The 16,766-nt window shown below is 72.1% G+C and carries 14 protein-coding genes; 9 read left to right on the forward strand and 5 right to left on the reverse strand.

The annotated features are described in order from the left end of the window. Window positions 1-75: 75 nt before the first annotated feature. Window positions 76-1,401, reverse strand: coding sequence for a hypothetical protein (locus IPH07_13090; GenBank protein ID MBK6918324.1), 1,326 nt, complete (start codon window positions 1,399-1,401; stop codon window positions 76-78). A gap of 248 nt (window positions 1,402-1,649) precedes the next feature. On the opposite strand from IPH07_13090, the gene IPH07_13095 reads away from it, so the two are divergent. Continuing rightward, window positions 1,650-2,474, forward strand: a complete 825-nt coding sequence (locus tag IPH07_13095) for a hypothetical protein (protein MBK6918325.1) — start codon at window positions 1,650-1,652, stop codon at window positions 2,472-2,474. Between the two features lie 27 nt (window positions 2,475-2,501). Here the strand turns inward: IPH07_13095 and IPH07_13100 are convergent, their stop codons facing one another. Beyond that, on the reverse strand, window positions 2,502-3,161 hold the full coding sequence (locus IPH07_13100; protein MBK6918326.1) for a hypothetical protein: 660 nt from the start codon (window positions 3,159-3,161) through the stop codon (window positions 2,502-2,504). Between the two features lie 10 nt (window positions 3,162-3,171). Next, window positions 3,172-3,777: a hypothetical protein gene (locus IPH07_13105; protein ID MBK6918327.1), complete on the reverse strand. Its 606-nt coding sequence runs from the start codon at window positions 3,775-3,777 to the stop codon at window positions 3,172-3,174. Window positions 3,778-4,060: 283 nt separating this feature from the next. On the opposite strand from IPH07_13105, the gene IPH07_13110 reads away from it, so the two are divergent. The 4 genes from IPH07_13110 (at window position 4,061) to IPH07_13125 (ending at window position 9,509) form a co-directional block, all read left to right on the forward strand. Then, window positions 4,061-5,998, forward strand: coding sequence for a hypothetical protein (locus tag IPH07_13110; GenBank protein ID MBK6918328.1), 1,938 nt, complete (start codon window positions 4,061-4,063; stop codon window positions 5,996-5,998). Beyond that, window positions 5,995-7,470 carry an FAD-dependent monooxygenase gene (locus IPH07_13115; protein MBK6918329.1) on the forward strand — a complete coding sequence of 492 codons (1,476 nt, stop codon included), beginning with the start codon at window positions 5,995-5,997 and terminating at the stop codon, window positions 7,468-7,470. Before IPH07_13110 ends, IPH07_13115 begins: the two co-directional genes overlap by 4 nt. A gap of 124 nt (window positions 7,471-7,594) precedes the next feature. Next, entirely contained in the window at window positions 7,595-8,896 is a 1,302-nt protein-coding gene (locus IPH07_13120; protein ID MBK6918330.1) for a response regulator, read from the forward strand. Window positions 8,897-8,900: 4 nt separating this feature from the next. After that, window positions 8,901-9,509 carry a hypothetical protein gene (locus IPH07_13125; protein MBK6918331.1) on the forward strand — a complete coding sequence of 203 codons (609 nt, stop codon included), beginning with the start codon at window positions 8,901-8,903 and terminating at the stop codon, window positions 9,507-9,509. Here IPH07_13125 and IPH07_13130 read toward each other — a convergent pair. Further along, the gene (locus IPH07_13130) at window positions 9,415-10,467 is read right to left on the reverse strand and encodes an RluA family pseudouridine synthase (GenBank protein ID MBK6918332.1); all 1,053 of its coding nucleotides are present in this window, start codon (window positions 10,465-10,467) and stop codon (window positions 9,415-9,417) included. The genes IPH07_13125 and IPH07_13130 overlap by 95 nt on opposite strands. Here IPH07_13130 and IPH07_13135 point away from each other — a divergent pair. Next, a complete protein-coding gene (locus IPH07_13135; protein MBK6918333.1) occupies window positions 10,466-11,089 on the forward strand; it encodes a hypothetical protein in 624 nt (207 codons plus the stop codon). The two genes, IPH07_13130 and IPH07_13135, sit on opposite strands and share 2 nt — an antisense overlap. Window positions 11,090-11,101: 12 nt before the next feature. Here IPH07_13135 and IPH07_13140 read toward each other — a convergent pair whose 3' ends face one another. Further along, the gene (locus IPH07_13140; protein MBK6918334.1) at window positions 11,102-11,926 is read right to left on the reverse strand and encodes a DNA/RNA nuclease SfsA; all 825 of its coding nucleotides are present in this window, start codon (window positions 11,924-11,926) and stop codon (window positions 11,102-11,104) included. 207 nt (window positions 11,927-12,133) lie between these two features. On the opposite strand from IPH07_13140, the gene IPH07_13145 reads away from it, so the two are divergent. From IPH07_13145 to IPH07_13155, 3 genes are read left to right on the forward strand one after another with little or no spacing between them, the layout of a single operon-like run. Then, window positions 12,134-12,643: a thioredoxin family protein gene (locus IPH07_13145; GenBank protein MBK6918335.1), complete on the forward strand. Its 510-nt coding sequence runs from the start codon at window positions 12,134-12,136 to the stop codon at window positions 12,641-12,643. After that, window positions 12,630-14,537, forward strand: a complete 1,908-nt coding sequence (locus tag IPH07_13150) for a hypothetical protein (protein MBK6918336.1) — start codon at window positions 12,630-12,632, stop codon at window positions 14,535-14,537. Before IPH07_13145 ends, IPH07_13150 begins: the two co-directional genes overlap by 14 nt. After that, a complete protein-coding gene (locus IPH07_13155; GenBank protein ID MBK6918337.1) occupies window positions 14,534-16,765 on the forward strand; it encodes a hypothetical protein in 2,232 nt (743 codons plus the stop codon). Before IPH07_13150 ends, IPH07_13155 begins: the two co-directional genes overlap by 4 nt. The last annotated feature ends 1 nt before the right edge of the window (window position 16,766 follow it).

The following is a 16,766-nucleotide window of genomic DNA, read 5'->3' on the forward strand; positions in this document are numbered from 1 at the left end:
TCAGTCCATCCGAACGCATCCGATCGCGGTGGCGGCGTTCGAGATCACCGAGGAGCGCACCGAACCACTCGGGCGTCAGTTCGCGAGGCGAAACGCCCACGTGTGCGCGCCCGAGTCCGGCGAGCCGATGAACACGTAGACGTTGTCGACCGCGTCGTAGGCGAGCGCGTGGAAGGCGAGCGTGCCGGGGTTGCCGCCCTGGATCACATGCGAACTCCAGGTCGCGTCGAAGGGGTCGAACGCGTAGAAGACTCCGTCCCGCACACCGCCGCCGATGACATGGTTGCGGGCGTCGTAGTCGAAGCCGAGCTCGTCTCCGGGGCTCGGGCCGCTGGTATCGAGTCGCTCTGCGACCGACTGCGCAGGTGCGTCACGATCGTAGGCGAGCGCCCACACGGACTGGCTGCCGTGGGCGAACAAATAGAAGCGATCGTCGGGCGGGAAGTACACCAGGTGGTTGGCGTAACCGATGCCGTCGAGGCTGCCGAGATTGCCGTTGTCGCCGGCGTAGGTGTCGACGTGCTGGGTGTAGACCCGCGTCGCGGGATCGTAGCTGGCGAGGCCACCGCCACCGAACAACACGATGCGGCCCGACACGGGGTCGGGCTCCGAACCGGGCAGGTTGACCCCGAGATCGTAGCTGGCGCCCTGCGCCATCGGTGAGAACGACCAGCTGCCGCCGGCGCGATCGAAGTGAGCGATCTTGCCGCCGATGTCGTTGCCGACCGCATTGCAGTAGCCGCCGGAGAAGTTGCGGCTGATGACGAGGAACTCGTCGATCATCGGCGACACGGCCAGCATGTCGTAGGTGTGCGTCGACACCGGCCGCGGGTAGGGCCCACGCCCCATCGTCCACGCGCCCGCGTCGGCGTCGAGGTTCGCCGCCGTCATCGCGTCACACGCCGTCGGCGGATACAGGTCGCTCCACGTCGCGGTCGCGAGATCGAAGGCGTGGATCGCATCGGTCATCGTGGTGGAGTGGCCGCCGCCGAACGCGAGCATCTGATGGCGATGCGGGTCGTAGACCATCCCGCTGTAGTCGGTGGTGCGGATGCACAGCGTGGGTTCTTCGCCGGGCACTGGCTCGCAGGCGAAGGGCCCCAGATCGATGACGGTCTCGTCGGCGAGATCGGCGAACAGTGGGTTGGGCTCGAACGGACCTCCGGTGCCACCGCTGGCGTCGTCGGTGCCGGGCCCACTGCTACCGCCGTCGGTGGTGGCGCCCGCGCTGGTGCTCGCAGCGGCGGTCGCACTCGCGCTCGCACTCGCGTCGGCGGCGGTGGACGTCGCCGTCGACGGGCCCGACGCATCCGCGGCCCCGGTCGGGTCATCGCCATCGCCGGGCTCACCGGCGCACGCAACGAGGACGAAGACGAGCGGGATGGGACGCGAGAACCACATGCGCTGCACCATCGTGCAAGCCTGCGGCCGCCGCAACGCGCTACGGAATCGCAGAGCGGCGCGACGCGAGGTCGGGGGCCACAGGCGACGGCGTGGCGGGGGGTCGCCCCCTCCGCCTCTGGTCGCGCTCCAGCGCGCCCGGCTCGGCGGGTGTAAGCCGGGGCCGGGCTCGAGCATTGACTGCTACCTGCGTGGGTGGCCCGTCAGGGCCGCACGCGCTAGCCTGCCCCGCATTCATGGCTTCATCGATGCAACTCCCCGCACGCCTCGCACTCTCGCTCGGCATGATCGCGGCCACGGCCTGCCAGCGCCTCGATGTCGAGGGCGGCGAGGGTAGCGTCAGCGTGACCGCCGGCGACGCCAGCAGCAGCGGCGGCGAGACCGGTCCGAACACCGACAGCGACGCGTCCGCGTCCGCGTCCGATGCCGACACCAGCGGCGACGGCGGCATGACGGAGCTCGACTGCGATCCCGTGCTGCAGAGCGGATGCAGCGAAGATCAGAAGTGCACCGTCGTGCTGCAGGCCGGGGACCCCACATACACCTGTGTGATCGACGACGAGGACCTCGATCCCTTCGGCAGCTGCACGCCCGCGCTCGGCACCGGCGTCGACGGCTGTCCCGCCGGCTACGCGTGCCTGTCGCCGGAGGACGGCGACGGCATCTGCACGCCGCTGTGCCTGAAGTCGAGCGACTGCCCATCGGGCGTGTGCCTGGCCGAGGACCAGCACGCGATCCAGTACTGCGCCCAGGAGTGCTCGCCGTTCAACGGCGACTGCATCCCGCCGCTGTCGTGCCGACGCACCGAGGATCGCTTCGCGTGCAGCTTCCCCCACGCCGACGACGTCGGTGGCCAGGCCGAGCCGTGCACGAGCAAGGGCGACGCCGGCTGCGGACAGGGCTACGTGTGCCTGCCGGGCGCGCTGGTGCCGGAGTGCGTGGCCGACAACTGCTGCACGTCGGTCTGCGATCTCGACGCCGACAGCTGCGTGGCGCCGGCGACCTGCAACACGCTGTTCGAGGCGCCCGCGCCGGGCTCCGAGTTCATCGGCGCGTGCTTCGTGCCCAGCTGAGCCCGCCCTTCGCCCGCGGCGAGGCGATCACGGCAGCGGCAGCGCGATGGCCTCGCAGCCGGCCGGGCTGCCGGGCTCGAGCGCGAGCGCGGGCTTGCCGAGGTCGACCACGCCTTGGCGTGCGAGCAGCTCTGGCGGCGGCTCGATCCGCTCACCGTCGGGCAGGCGCGCGCGCGCGAACAAGCCCAGCTTCGCGCCGCACCGCATCGGCGACAGCGCGTGCGCGGGCCCCAACATCGTCATGTCTTCGACCACGCTGTCGCCGGCCGCCGCCCAGAGATCGACGAACACCAGCGTTCGCATCCCGAGCACGAAGCCCACGTGCACCGCGACCGGCACCTCGCTCTGCGCGCCCGGCTCGGTCGCGACGATCATCGGCCCGAGCGCGGTCTGAACCCCTTCATAGCGGCACGCCGCCACGCGACACAGCGGCGGTTCGCCCTCGACCACCGGCACCGGCGTCCGCGAGCTGCCGGCCAGATGGAGCCGCTCCCCCTGCGCCGACAGCCACATCGGGCAGCCATCGGCGGCACGCCACTCGGCCACCGCGGCGGCCGGCGCAATCGAGCCGTCACACTGCGGCTGCGGCAGCACCGGCACCACCGGTGGCGGCGTGCTGGCGACCGGCTCCGGCGGCTTCTCGCACGCCATCACCAGCCCGAGCAGCCACCACGCGTACCGGGTCACGGGCACACGATTAGTTGACCTTCGACTTGATCACGATGTCGCCGCCCTGGTTCGTGTAGGCCTTGGTCGGCGAGATGTTCTCCGCGATCCAGATCTGATCGCCGGGGCCGTTGTAGCCGCTCGGCAGCGACGACGAGACCCGCACCTCGGGGTCGGCGCAGTCGGCGGTCTCGGAGGTCGGCAGGGGGCCGAACAGCAGCACGCGTCCCTCGAGCTCCGGCGCGGTCAGGTCGTACTCGACGGTGATGTGCGGGATGCCCATCTCGAGCTCCTGCGTGATCTTGTTGATCGAGCACGCGGCCTGCGACGACTCGAGGTCTTCGCACAGCCGATCCTGCCAGCCCTCGCCGCCGAGATCCGCGGGGCCGAACACCAGCTCGCCATCGCGACCGTCCTGCCGCTGGTCGGGATCGGCGTCGTAGTAGTCCTGCAGGCACGTCTGGTAGTCCATCGACACCGTCACGCGCGTCGTCGAGACATACGGGTTTGTGGTCTGCGACTCACCGCGGACGAAGCGGAGCTTCACGTACCCGTTGGTGAAGATGCGTTCGTCCTCGGCGCACCCGGCGAAGAGGGACAGCGCGACGACGGACAGGGCAAGGCGGAGGGCAGTCATCTTCGGTGAGCACAGCATCGCAGATGCGGGAACGCCCCTCCACTTTCACCGCCCGATCGTGCGCAGGGCCTTGCGCAGTGCCGGTGCGTGGATCGCAGGTCCGGCCGGGGCGGGGTTGCCGGCCTTCGCGGCCGGCGGCGATTCGCATGCTGCGGTGGCTTTCGCGATGCTGTGACGGGGATCACAATCGCCGCCGACGTTGCGCCGACCGCCGCTAGACCACGTGATAGCTTGCCGCGCCGCGGCTGCCGCGCGGCACCGTCGACCCCTGACGCCTGCCACCATGCTCACCGCCGTTCCGCCCGCCGCCACGCCGCCGTCCCCCGCCGTGAAGAGCTCCGCCGTCGATCTGCGGGGACCCGCACTCGCCGAGGCGCTCGCGCAGCTCGACGCCTGGCTCGCGCCATGGCGCGCCCGCGTGCGTCGGGCGATCACGCGAGGTGACGACGGCGGACCCGAGCCACGCTGGGCCCTGCAGGTGCCGGACGTCGGCCCCAGCTGCGAGGTGCTGCTGGCCGACCGGCTGCTGCACGGACTCACCGCCGGGGAGCGCGACGGACTCACGCGATGGATCCGCGCCAGCCAACACGACTCGGGCGCATGGCTCGACGTGCACGGCCGCCCCGATCTCTCGTTGACCGCGCTGGCTTACTGGGCGCTCGCCGACGCGGGTGACGACCGCAACACCGACGCGATGGTCAAGGCCGTGCGCGTGGTGCAGGCCCTGGGTGGCGCGCAGCGGGCCAACTTCGAGGTGCGGCTGTGGCTGGCGATGGCCGGGCAGATCGAGTGGAGCTGGCTGCCGGCGATCCCCAGCGAGCTGTTCTTGCTGCCGCCAGGCGTGCCGCTGTCGCCGGCCCGCTTCTCGCCGTGGGCCCGCGGCGTGCTCACGCCCTACCTCTTGATCGCGCGGGCGCCCGCGCGGCTGCACCTCGCCGATGCCTCGGAGCTGCTGCTGCGACGCGCCGGCGAGGCACTCGTGGCACCGCGTCTGACCCGACCGGGCTTCGCCGGCGATCTCCTGCAGGCCTTCGATCGCACCGTGAAGCTCTCGCGCAAGCTGCCACGCGGACCGCTGCCCAAGTGGGCCCAGCACCGCGCACAGGCGTGGATCGACGCCGCGCAGCAGGAGCACGGCGGGTGGTTCTCGACCCGCCCGACGCTGCTGTCGTTGATCGCACTGCGGGTGATGGGTGCACGCTCCGATGATCCCCGCATCGCCCGCGGCCTCGCCTACCTGCGCCGCGCCCGTGGACAGGTGACGATCGCCGGCGGCGAGGTCGGGCTCGCACAGGGTCTGCTCGCCGCGCCGATGGGCGTGGCGGCGTCGGTGCTCGGCACCAAGCTCGAGCCCGCCGATCTCGCGTGGCTGGTGCGCGAGCAGCTGCAGGACGACGGCCCGTGGAAGGCCCGCGCCGACGCACCCGCGGGCGGCTGGCCGATGGAGCCCGGCGCCCGTGCGCACCTCGATCTCGGCGCGACGCTGGCGGTGCTCGACACACTCTCGGCGGTGCGGCCCGAGGATCCCGGCGCGCCCGCGGCGTGGTCGGCAGCCCGTCGAGCGACCGCGATCGTGCTCGCGATGCAGGAGGGCAACGGCGGCTTCGCTCGCTTCGAACGCGGCGAGACCGAGGTGCTCATGCAGCAGCTGCCGTGGACCGACGGCGATCTGCTGGCGTACGGCCGTGCCGGCGACGGCGTGCACGTGCATCTCTCCGCCGACGCGTTGGTGCGCCTGGCCGCGACCGGCTTCGGCGCCAGCGACGACCGCATCGCCCGCGGCATCGCGTTCCTGCGGCAGTCGCTGTCGTGGCGCGACCCCCCGCCGCTGGCGACCAGCTGCGCCATCGCCCGCGCCGCGGCGGCGCTGCTGCCCGAGGACGATCCGCTGCGCCACGAGACCGAGCGTCGCATCCGCAATCGTCAGCGCGAGGACGGCTCGTTCGGCTCGCTGCTCGACACCGCGTTGGCGCTGCGGGCGTTGCTCGAGCTCGGCCACGTGTGCGTGCAAGCGCAACGCGCCGCCCGCTACCTCATCGCCGCGATCGAGGCCGAGCACCCCGAGCTCGCGCAGGGCAGCGCGGCCACCATCCACGGCGACGGCGGCGGCTTCGGGCTGTCGCCCCACACCATCGATCCCAGCGCCCCGGCGCGGGAATCCCTCGCCGCGCTGCGTCGCTTCGCAGCGCTGCAATCCCAGGTCACGGAGCTCCGCGCATGAAACCCGCCTGTGCCCACTACGACGTCGTGATCATCGGTGCCGGCCTCGCCGGCTGTGCCACCGCCCGTGCACTCGTGCGCGCCGACGGTGCCCATCGTCGCCGCATCCTCCTGGTCGATCGCTACCCGGGCGTGCACCCGCGCTTCTCCGGCGAGTGGATCCATCCCCGCGGCGCGCAGGTGCTCGACGATCTCGGCCTGCACGCGCCGCTGGTCGCGGCCGGCGCGATCGAGGTCGACGGCTTCGCGGTGTTCGAGCACGCCGACGCCAGCTACGTCGATCTCGCCTACGCCAACGTCACCCACGAGCGCCCGCAGGGCCTCTCGGTGCACCACAAGGTGCTGGTGCGGACGCTCCGCAAGGAGATCGCGAAGGACCCCATCGAGTTCATCGAGGGCCTGACTGCGTGCGAGCTGCGGCGCGACGGCGAAGGCCGCATCTGTGGCGTGGTGTTCGAGGACAACGGCGGGCAGACCTGCGAGGTCGCGTGCGACCTCGTCGTCGCCGCCGACGGCAAGGGCAGCTCCACGCGCAAGCTCGCCGGCATCGCCGATGCGCGCGAGACCATCGGCTTCACCGCCGGTGTCGAGGTGCGCGGCGCCAAGCTCCCCGCGCCCAACTACGCGCACGTGATGCTCGGCGCGTGGGGACCGGTGCTGGCCTATCCGATCCTCCGCGAGGCCGACGGCACCGTGGTGACGCGGTTGACCTTCGACCTGCCGCGCGAGCTGCCGGTCAAGGGCGAGGCCATCAAGCAGTACCTGCTGCGCGCGTTCGTGCCGTTCATCCCCGCGCCGCTGTCGGGCCAGGTCGCGCAGGCGATCCTCGCGCGCAAGGGCCCGCTCGAGATGGCGCCGACCGTCGATCTGCCGGCCCCGCGCGCGGTCATGCCGGGACTCGCCCTGGTCGGTGACGCCGCCGGTTGCTCGCACCCGATCACCGCCAGCGGCATGACGATGTGCCTGCGTGACGCCGAGACGCTCGGCGAGCAGGCCAAGCGGCGCGAGCACGCACCGCTCGGCGAGGCCTGGCTCGACGACGCTGCGCTGCGACGCTACCGCAGCGAGCACGATCGCTACGTGCCCACGCGGCAGGCCCTGGCCAACGCGATCTACGAGGCGTTTCGCGGCGAGACCGCGGGCGCACGCGCGATCCGTCTGGCGCTGTTCGACTACTGGCACTCCGGCGAGACCGCGCGTCGACGTTCGATGGCGCTGCTGTCGTGCGCCGAGCGACGGCCGTCGGTGTTCCTCTCCGAGTACCTGCGCGCCGCCGGCCATGCGCTCGGTGTGAGCCTCTCGCCCAAGCACGCCTCGCACTATCCGGTCGCGGATCGCCTGCGACAGGCCCGCGGCGCGGCCCTGCTCGCGCGCGACAAGCTCGGCCTGGTCGCCAACGTCGTGTGGGCACAGGTTCGCCCCGGCTGGTACCAGCGCGGCTGGATCCGCGAGGTCGTGCGCAGCGGGCCGTAGCGCCCCGCGACCGCGGGCGACGAAGGGCCGTCGCCGACGCGCCCAGGCCGCGCCGGCCCCCGCCAGCGCCCGCCCCGACGCCCCCTTGGTCAGCGGCGAGCGGGACTGCTAGGCTTGCCCAACTGTGGGCGCGCGCGTGCTGGTCGTCGATGACGATCCGTGGATCCTCCGGATGGTCAGCGCCACCCTGGAGAAGAAGAGCTACGTCGTCGACACGGCGCGCGAGGGTCGACAGGCGCTCGAGCGCGCCCGCGCGGTTCGACCCGACGTGATCATCTCCGACGTGATGATGCCGGTGATGGACGGTTGGACCTTCGTGCAGCAGCTGCGCACGATCCCCGCGCTCGCGACCGTGCCCGTGATCTTCTTGACCGCGCTCGGCAAGGACGAGGCGCGTCTGCGCGAGCTCGGGCTCTCACCCGACGACTACCTCGCGAAGCCGTTTCGCTTCTCCGATCTCGAGAAGCGCGTCGCTTCGGCGCTCGCCAACCATCAAGGCAACGGCAGCTACCCGGCGACCGGCAGCGGCACCTACCCCAGCGTGCCGCCCACCAACGGCGGCCACGAGCTGACGCCGCAGCCCCACGCGCCGGTCGGCGGCGCGCCACCACGCGAGGGCGCGGCCCCCTACCCGCCGTATCCGTATCCGCCGCCGCAGGGCTATCCCGCACCACAGCCACCGCCGGGCTATCCGCCGCAGCCGTATCCGCCCTACCCCGGATTCCCGCAGGGCGCCGGGTACCCGTATCCGCCGGGCTACCCCGCACCGCCGCCGGGCTATCCCCCGCCGCAGGCGGCCCCCGGCTATCCCCCGCCCGTGCCGCCGTACTACCCGCCGCAGGCGCCTGCGCCCGCCGCTGCGCCTCCGCAACCGCAGGCACCCGCCGCGGCGCCACCACCTGTGGCCCCCCAACCGCGTGCCACCCCCGTGCCGCAACACCCCGGCAGTCACGCGCAGACCCAGGCCGCGCCGACCGGGCCACAGCCCGGCATTGCGCCGGCGGGTCCACGCCTCGGGCCACCGGCGATCGAGCAGCCCGGCCATCTCACGCCCTCGGGCTCGTTCCCCGCGCAGCGTCGCACCACCGCGATGAGTGGTCGGCTCGAGCAGCTGGGTCTGTCGAGCCTGCTCGTGATGATGGAGATGGAGCGCAAGGACGGCGTCATCACCCTCAAGGAGCTCGAGTCCGGCGAGATCGGTCGCATCTTCCTGCGTACCGGCCAGGTCGTGAGCGCGCGGGTCGACGCGCGCGGTGAGCTCGATGGACGCGCGTCGGTCTACACGATGCTGACGTGGCGCGCCGGCGCGTTCTCCTTCAATGCGATGGAGGTCGACATGGAAGACACCGTGCAGGCCACCACCACCCACCTGCTGATGGAAGGCGCGCGTCTGATCGACGAGGCCAACCGCGGCGGCGCGTTCTAGACCGATGCCCGCGCCCGACGACAGCGACGCCACGCGACGCGCGATCGACCAGCTCGACGCTGCACCCGCCGCACCCGACGACGACCAGCTACGCGCGGCCCCGGCCCGCAAGCCACCGACGACCGGCGGGCTCGACGAGCTGCTCGACGCGCCCCCACCCGGCGCGCCCCCGGGAGGGCTCGATGGTTACCGCGCGGGCCGCTGGCTGCGCCTGGGCATGATCAGCGTCATCGTGACCGGCGTGCTCGCGACCGCGTGGTGGCTCGTCGACGATCGCAAGCAGCGCGACGCCGTCGACGCCGCGCCCACGATGCCGAGCTACACGTTGTTGCCCGAGGTCGATCCCAGCGCCCGCGCACGGCGACTGGTGTGGTCCGAGGGGCCGGCGCGGCTGGGCCTGTCGCGGCAGGAGCCCGGCGTGGAGGAGATCGTGCTGCCCGATCGTCGACTCGTGCTCGCGCCCGGCCACGACATCGCGCAGGTCAAGCTCGAGGTGAAGGACGGAGCCACCGTCGCGCTCAAGGTGTTGGTGGGCGAGGTGGTTCAGCTGCCGCCGCTGCCCGAGGAGGCAGCGGCAGGATCGCCGCCAGCTCCGACGGCCACGGCGCCGTGAAGCTCACCGTGCCGCCGTGCTCGGGGTGCGGCAGCGCCAGCGACCACGCGTGCAGGGCCTGGCGCGCGAGCCCGAGATCGCCGGCGAGGTCGTCCATCAGTCGTCCGTGATCGACGACATCGAGGAAGGCCTGCTCGTCGATGCCGTAGAGCTTGTCGCCGAGCACGGGGTGGCCGAGCTCCGCCAGATGCACGCGGATCTGGTGCTGGCGTCCGGTGCGTGGCCGTGCGCGCACCAGTGTGATGGGCTCGTCGCGGAAGCGACCGGCCGCGATCGGTTCGACGTCGGTCCGCGCGATCATGCCGCCCTGGGCCAGCGCGCGCGGACCCATCTTGATGCGCACGCGCGAGTCGATCGCGGGGCCGAGCGGCACGTCGATGCGCGCCGCTGCGGTGAGTTCGCCGCGCACGAGTGCGAGGTACTGCTTGTCGACCTGCCGGCCCTGGAACGCGCGCTTGAGCGCGCTCGCGCTGCGACCGTGGCGACCGAACACGATCACGCCCGAGGTCTCGCGATCGAGGCGATGGGCCATCTCCCAGCCGTGGTCGGGGCCGAGCGCCGCGCGCAGCACCGCGGTCAGCGTGTGTCGGTGGTAGCGCGCGCTGGGGTGCACCGTGAGGCCCGCGGGCTTGTCGAGCACCAGCAGATCGTCGTCGCGGTGCAGCACGTCGGCGTGCATCGGCGCCGGTGGTTCCACCGGCGCAGGCCGACGTAACACCACCAACTGACCGAGGCGCACCCGTGTCCCAGCCCGCAGACTGGTCCCGGGGCGATCGGGCGACGACACCGCACCGGCGGCAATGATCGACGCAATGCGTGTACGCGAGAGCCGCCGGATCCGCGCGGTGAGAAACCGATCGAGCCGGAAGCCATCGCAGTTCGCATCGACCACCAGCGGGATGTCGATGAAGGCCGGCGGCGCGTCGGCTTGCTCGCTGCGGTATACTGCCTGGGTCATGGATTCGAACGGGTTGGAATCGTCGAAGTCGGTGTCGTCTGCGGGCCCTGCGGCCAACGAGTCGAGCCGCCGCACGGGGCCCATCATCGCCGGTGCCGCGGTGGTGATTGCAATCGTCGTCGCGATCATCGCCTGGCCGCGCTCGGATGACAGCCAGACGGGGGCCAAGCGCAAGGGCAACGCGGCCAGCCGCGCCGACGACGACAAGGGCACGGTCGCAGCCGCCAAGGGCCCTGCCGGCGGGGTCGCGCCGCGAGCCTACGACGAGGCCACACCGCCGTCGCGCTCGGGGCGGATCAACCCGGCGGTGCGCCTGCCGAGCCTGGGTATGGCGCCCGACACCACGCCGCGCGACGAGGGCCCGCCGACCTTCAAGTCGACCGCCGAGGAAATCGCCTGGTACGAGAAGAAGCTCGAGCAGGCCGAGAAGGCCCTCGAGGATCGCAAGACCTTCTACGACCGCCTGCCGGGGATGCGCGAGCGCATCGAGAAGGGCCCCGATCCCGCGCGCAACCTGCAGACCTTCGAGGGCCGCAAGAAGATCGTCGAGGAGAACTACGCCAAGGCACAGGCCGACGTGCTGGCGCTCGAGCGCAAGCTCGCCGAGCTGCGCGGCGCCTGACGCCGCTGCGCGTCACAGCCATAGCGGCAGCGGACGCGTCAACGCGATCGCGAACGCGAGCCCGCCTCGTTCGGCCGTCGTGGTGATGCGGGCGGCGACGGCGTGGAGCTCGACACCGCGGGCTTGGGCGCGCCGCAGCGCCCGCCCATAGGCCGGATCGACGTCGTCGGCCGGCGCGAAGGCATCGACGTCCTCCCGCATCACCGCGAACACCACCGCGGCGCGCTGTCCTCGATCCACGACGCCCTCGAGGTCCTCGAGCTGTCGCTGTCCGCGGACGGTCGGCGCGTCCGGGAAGGCGCCCACGCGGACCCCCGCGCGATCGACCCGCAACGTGGTGGCCTTCACCTCGGTCCACACCGAGCGCGCGTCGCCGCCCCCTGTGTGCAGCAGCCCCGCGGTGCATCCGCGATCGTCGTCACTCCCGACGAGATCGATGCGGCTGCGACTGGCCCGCGGATCGCGGCCCCAGCTGGGCGGACCGTAGGCGAGCTCGCGATGCTGGTACGCGAAGCCGGCGAGGCCCGGCAGCACGCCGGCGACGATCGCCTGCTCCACCAGCGTCGGTGCGATGCCACTCTCGATCGCCACCCAGGCGGGCTCGGCTTGCGGGTCCGGCCGCGACTGCACCAGCACCCAGGTGTAGCGCAACGCCCGGCGCGGCGCGGCGCGGTCCTGCAGCACCACCGTCGCGCCCGGCTGCAGCAGCCCGGCCAGGCGTCCCGTATTCGGGCAGTGGGCGACCACGTGCGCACCTTCGGCTGTCGCGACGTCGGCGAAGAACCGCTTGCGGCGCGCCTGCAGCACGCCGAGCACGCCGCGACCGCACACGCCCACGGCGGCAGGCGGCACGCCCCCCCGTGCGACCGCTCGCGCGGCCTGCAGCGACGGGCGCGGTGCTCGGGTGGGTGGCTCGGGACCGCGGCGGCGGGCGGGCATGGGCGGCCCGCAAGTGATATCGTGAACGCCCTCGCCGTGATGGCCAGATTTCGCCGATTGCACCGATTCGTCGCCCGCACGGTGCCGCTTTGCGCGGGCACCCTCTTGGCCCTCGCGACCGTCGTCGCGGGCTGCGTCGATCCTCCGCACGCAAGCCGCGAGCGCCCGCGCGACGAAGATGCGCCGCCGGCCGCGACGCCCAAGCGCCAGGCCACCGCGCCCTCGAACGGCTTCGGCGACGCGATCGCATGGCGCGGCTTCGACGAGGGCCTCGCGGAGTCGAAGGCCCAGGGCCTACCGATGCTGCTGGTCGTGCACGCGAGCTGGTGCCCGAAGTGCAAGGAGCTCAAGCCCAAGTTCTCCGAGCAGGAGCTGGTCGACCTGAGCGAGCGCTTCGTGATGGTGAATGTCGATCAGGACGAGGTCCCCGCCGCCAACGGCTTCGGGCCCGATGGCACCTACGTGCCGCGGGTGCTGGTGGTGAAGCCCGACGACGGTCGCCCCGATGCGGAGCTCGTCAACGAGCGTCGCAGTCGCACGGTCTACTACTACAGCCCGCAGGACGATCTGGTGGGCACGATGAAGAAGGCGCTGTCCCGCTATGGCAAGACCTGATGGTTCGAATCGTGCGACGCCGCGCTGGCCGCTGCGGCTCGCGCTCGCGCTGTCGCTGGCGTCGGCGCTCGCGCTCCAGACCGGCGACGGCGAGGCGGTGGCCAAGCCCGCCAAGGGCAAGCGTGCCGCGGACGATGCCGGCGATGCGCTGCCGGTGTCTTCGATCAAGCCCGGCATGAAGGGCTACGCCGTGACGGTGTTCTCGGGCACCGGCACCGATCGCTTCGAGATCGAGGTCATCGACACCATCGACAACTACCTGCCGCACCAGGACGCGGTGCTGTTCCGTGCCAACGATCCGCGGCTCGAGCACAGCGGCATCGTCGGCGGCATGTCGGGCAGCCCGATCTACATCGAGGGCAAGCTGGTCGGCGCGCTGTCGTACGGCTGGCGCTTCAACAAGGATCCAGTCGGCGCGCTCACGCCGATCTCGAACATGCTCGAGGTCGGCGCGCTGCCGTATCGACCCGACGTGCTGCCGCACCCGGCCGCCGGCGGGGCCCGCAAGGGCGCGGCCGCGTGGGCGGACGCGATGCTGGGCCTGCGCACCGATCCGCTGCCGCCGCGACGGCGCCCGCAGGAGCTCGACCCCGCCGAGGGCCTGGTTCCGCTGACGGTGCCGCTGTCGGTGTCGGGGCTCGGCAACGGCGCCACGCGCATGCTGGTCGACAGCTTCGGTCTGCAGCCGGTGCGCGGCGGTGGTGCGGGCGGCCGCGCCGAGGACACCGCCAAGGCGGCGACACCCAAGACGTGGAAGCCCGGCGACTCGGTCTCGGTGGTGCTCGTGCGCGGCGACAGCTCGGTCGCCGGCAACGGCACCGTGACCTGGGTCGGCCCCAAGGGCGACCGCCTGCTGGCGTTCGGTCACTCGATGTTCAACGACGGCCCCACCAACGTGCCCATCGCCGACGCGCGCGTGCACACGATCCTCAACAGCGTCGAGCGCTCGGTGAAGCTCTCGTCGCCCAAGACGATCCAGGGGCTGATGTACCAGGACCGACAGGCCGCGATCGCCCTGCGTACCGATCTGCGCGCGCCGATGATCCCGATCTCGGCGCTGATCCAGGGCCCCGATCGCGACCTCCCGCCACGTCGCTACGACAACCAGGTCGCCGTGGGCGTGAACCTGACGCCCAACCTGGTGGCGGTCGTACTGGCCGAGGGCGTCGACGAGGCCGCACGCGACGCCACCGAGGTGGTCGTCAAGGTGAAGAGCCAGCTGTCGATCGAGACCTCGACGGGCCCGCGCGACGTCCAGCTCGACGAAGAGGTGTTCTTCCCGCAGGGCGTCATCGGCCGCACGCTCGCCAGCAGCCGCAGCATCGCACTGCTGGCCGCGGTGCTCGACAACCCCTTCGAGGTCGGTGCGATCCGCAAGGTCTCGCACGAGGTCACGCTCGACTACGGTGCGCCGCTCGAGTCGATCGAGAGCCTGCGCCTGCGCGACGCCCAGGTGCGCGCCGGCGACGTCATCGAGCTCGAGCTGACCATGCGCTCGTACAAGGGCGAGGAGCGCACCCAGGTGCTGCCGCTGCGCGTGCCCGACGACGCCGCCGGCGAGCAGATCCAGATCGAGATCGCCGGCGGCGACTACGTCCGCCCCTATCGCCCGCTGCCCGGCGACCTCGATGACCTCGTGACGACCATCGCGTCGAGCTACCCCTCGCGTGCGCTGGTGGCATCGATCTACCGCGAGCACGAGGGTCTCTCGACCAAGCACGGGCTGCTGCACGAGCTGCCCGACAGCGTGCTCGAGACCCTCGCCGATCAGAGCTCGACCCGCGACGCCGTGCGCTTCAAGCAGCTGGCGCGACGGGTCATCCCGACCAAGCACATCATCGAAGGCATCCACACCCTCCGCGTCGACGTGCTGGCGCCCGAATCCACCCGATGACCCCGACCATGCGCCACGACCTCCGCTCCCCCTCACGCCTGCGCCCGGCACCCGCCTGCGTCGCAGCCCTCGCGCTCGCGGCACTGCCCGCGCTCGCCCACGCCGGCGGCACGCGCACGTGGGACGTCACCGAGCACGCCGACTTCGACAAGGGCGAGACCGACGGCGCCGCCATCGAGAGCTCGGGCCGCGTCACCGTCGGCTACCAGCCCGCGCGCGGCGAGCTGCCCGGCACCGCGGCGTTCTCGTGCCTGGCGACCAAGCAGGGCGTGTTGGTCGGCACCGCCGACGCGGCCTCGATCCAGCGCATCGTCCCCGGCAAGCGCGCCAAGCCCGGTCGCAAGCCCGAGCGCGCCGCGAAGGACAAGGACGACGGCGACGACGCATCCGCGGCGAAGGACAAAGACAAGGACAAGCACGCCGCGAAGTCGGCGACCGCCGGCCTGGTGATCGAGTCGCTCGCGAAGCTCGACGGCGTGGTCGTGACCGCGATGGTCGAGCTGCCCGGCGGCGACGTCGTCGCGGCGACCCTGCCCGGCGGCAAGCTCGTGCGGGTCGATCGCAAGGGCAAGGTCTCGCCGTTCGCGACCCTCGAGGTCGAGCAGATCTGGGCGCTCGCGCTGCACGACGGCAAGCTGCTGGCCGCGACCGGACCCAAGGGCGAGCTGTGGTCGATGACCACCGCCGGCAAGGACCCCAAGGTCGTGCTCGACGTCGAAGAGAAGGACCTGCTGAGCCTCGCGGTGCTGGGCAAGGACGTGGTCGTCGGCGTCGCACCGCAGGCCAAGCTCTACCGCGTCGGCGCCGACCTCGGCGGCGAGCTGCTCTACGACTTCCCCGGTGACGAGGTGCGGGCGCTCGCGCTCACGCGCACCGGCATGGTCGCGGTCGTCAACACCTTCACCGACCGCAAGCTGTCGAGCCTCGACGCCCTGACCAAGAACCTCGATCGCACCAGCCTGGTCGGTCAGCCGCCCGCGGGGTCGCTCGACGGCGAGCGATCGATCCAGGCCTCGGCCAAGGTCCATCACGTGGAGCTCGGCGCCAAGCGGGACCTCTCGCGCGCGATCGAGGCCACCTGGGAGACCTGGCTCGAGCGCGACCACCAGTACTTCACCGCCGCGCTCGCGCTCGACGACGTCGGCACCGTGTTGGTGTCGTCATCCGACGACGCGAAGATCTATCGCGTGCGCGGCGTCCGCGACGTCGCCACGGTGGCCGACCTCGAGGAGCGCCAGGCCACGGCGCTGTGCCGCGGCGGCAAGGGTGAGGTCATCGCGACCGCGGCCCACGGCGCCGCCGTGTACGAGCTCGGGGCGGCCAAGGCCAAGCAGGCCCGTTGGGTCAGCGAGGTGCTCGACACCTCGCAGCCGGCGAGCTTCGGCACCGTGCGCCTGCGCGGCGGCGGCTCGCTGCAGCTGCGTGCGCGCAGCGGCCCCTCCGAGGAGCCGGACAAGCGCTGGAGCGCGTGGCGATCGATCCCGCTGACGCGCGAGTCCGGCACGCTGCGCGGCAACCTCTCGGCCCTGCCCCACCGTCGTCACCTCCAGCTCGAGGTCGTGCTCGCAGCCGCCGACGCCGAGCTGCGTGCGGTCGAGACCTTCTACGCCCCCGAGAACCTCGCGCCGAAGCTCTCGCAGGTCGAGGTCGCGCGACCGGACCTCGACGACGCCGACACCGAGCCCAAGGTGACGATCTCGTGGAAGGTCGACGCGCGCGACGAGGACGACCTCGTCTACGACGTGCGGGTGCGGCCCGAGGGCGCCGGCAACGACGCGTGGATCGGACTCAACCCCGAGGGTGAGCTGGTCACCAAGCGCGAGCTCAAGTGGGACACCTCGAGCGTGCCGGACGGCGTCTACGAGATCGCGGTGGTCGCCAGCGATGAGCCCTCGAACGGCACCACCCGCGCGCGCACCGACGAGCTGCGCAGCGCGCCATTCCTGGTCGATCGCCAGCGTCCGGCCGTCACCACACCCTCGGTCGCGGGCAACCGCATCAAGGCCATCGCCACCGACGCCAGCGGTTGGGTGCACGACGTGAGCTTCTCGATCGACGGCGGCGCCATGCGGCAGGCCAGCCCCGACGACGGCCTCTTCGACAGCGGCAGCGAGGCCTTCCAGATCGTGCTCCCGGACGACCTCCGCAAGGGCTCACACCGCGTGGTGCTCAAGGTCCGCGACGGCGCCGGCAACACCAGCACGACGGCGATCGTGGTCGAGCGCTAGC

The sequence above is a fragment of the Deltaproteobacteria bacterium genome, from assembly GCA_016709225.1.
Lineage (GTDB): Bacteria > Myxococcota_A > Polyangia > Nannocystales > Nannocystaceae > Xiheibacterium > Xiheibacterium phototrophicum.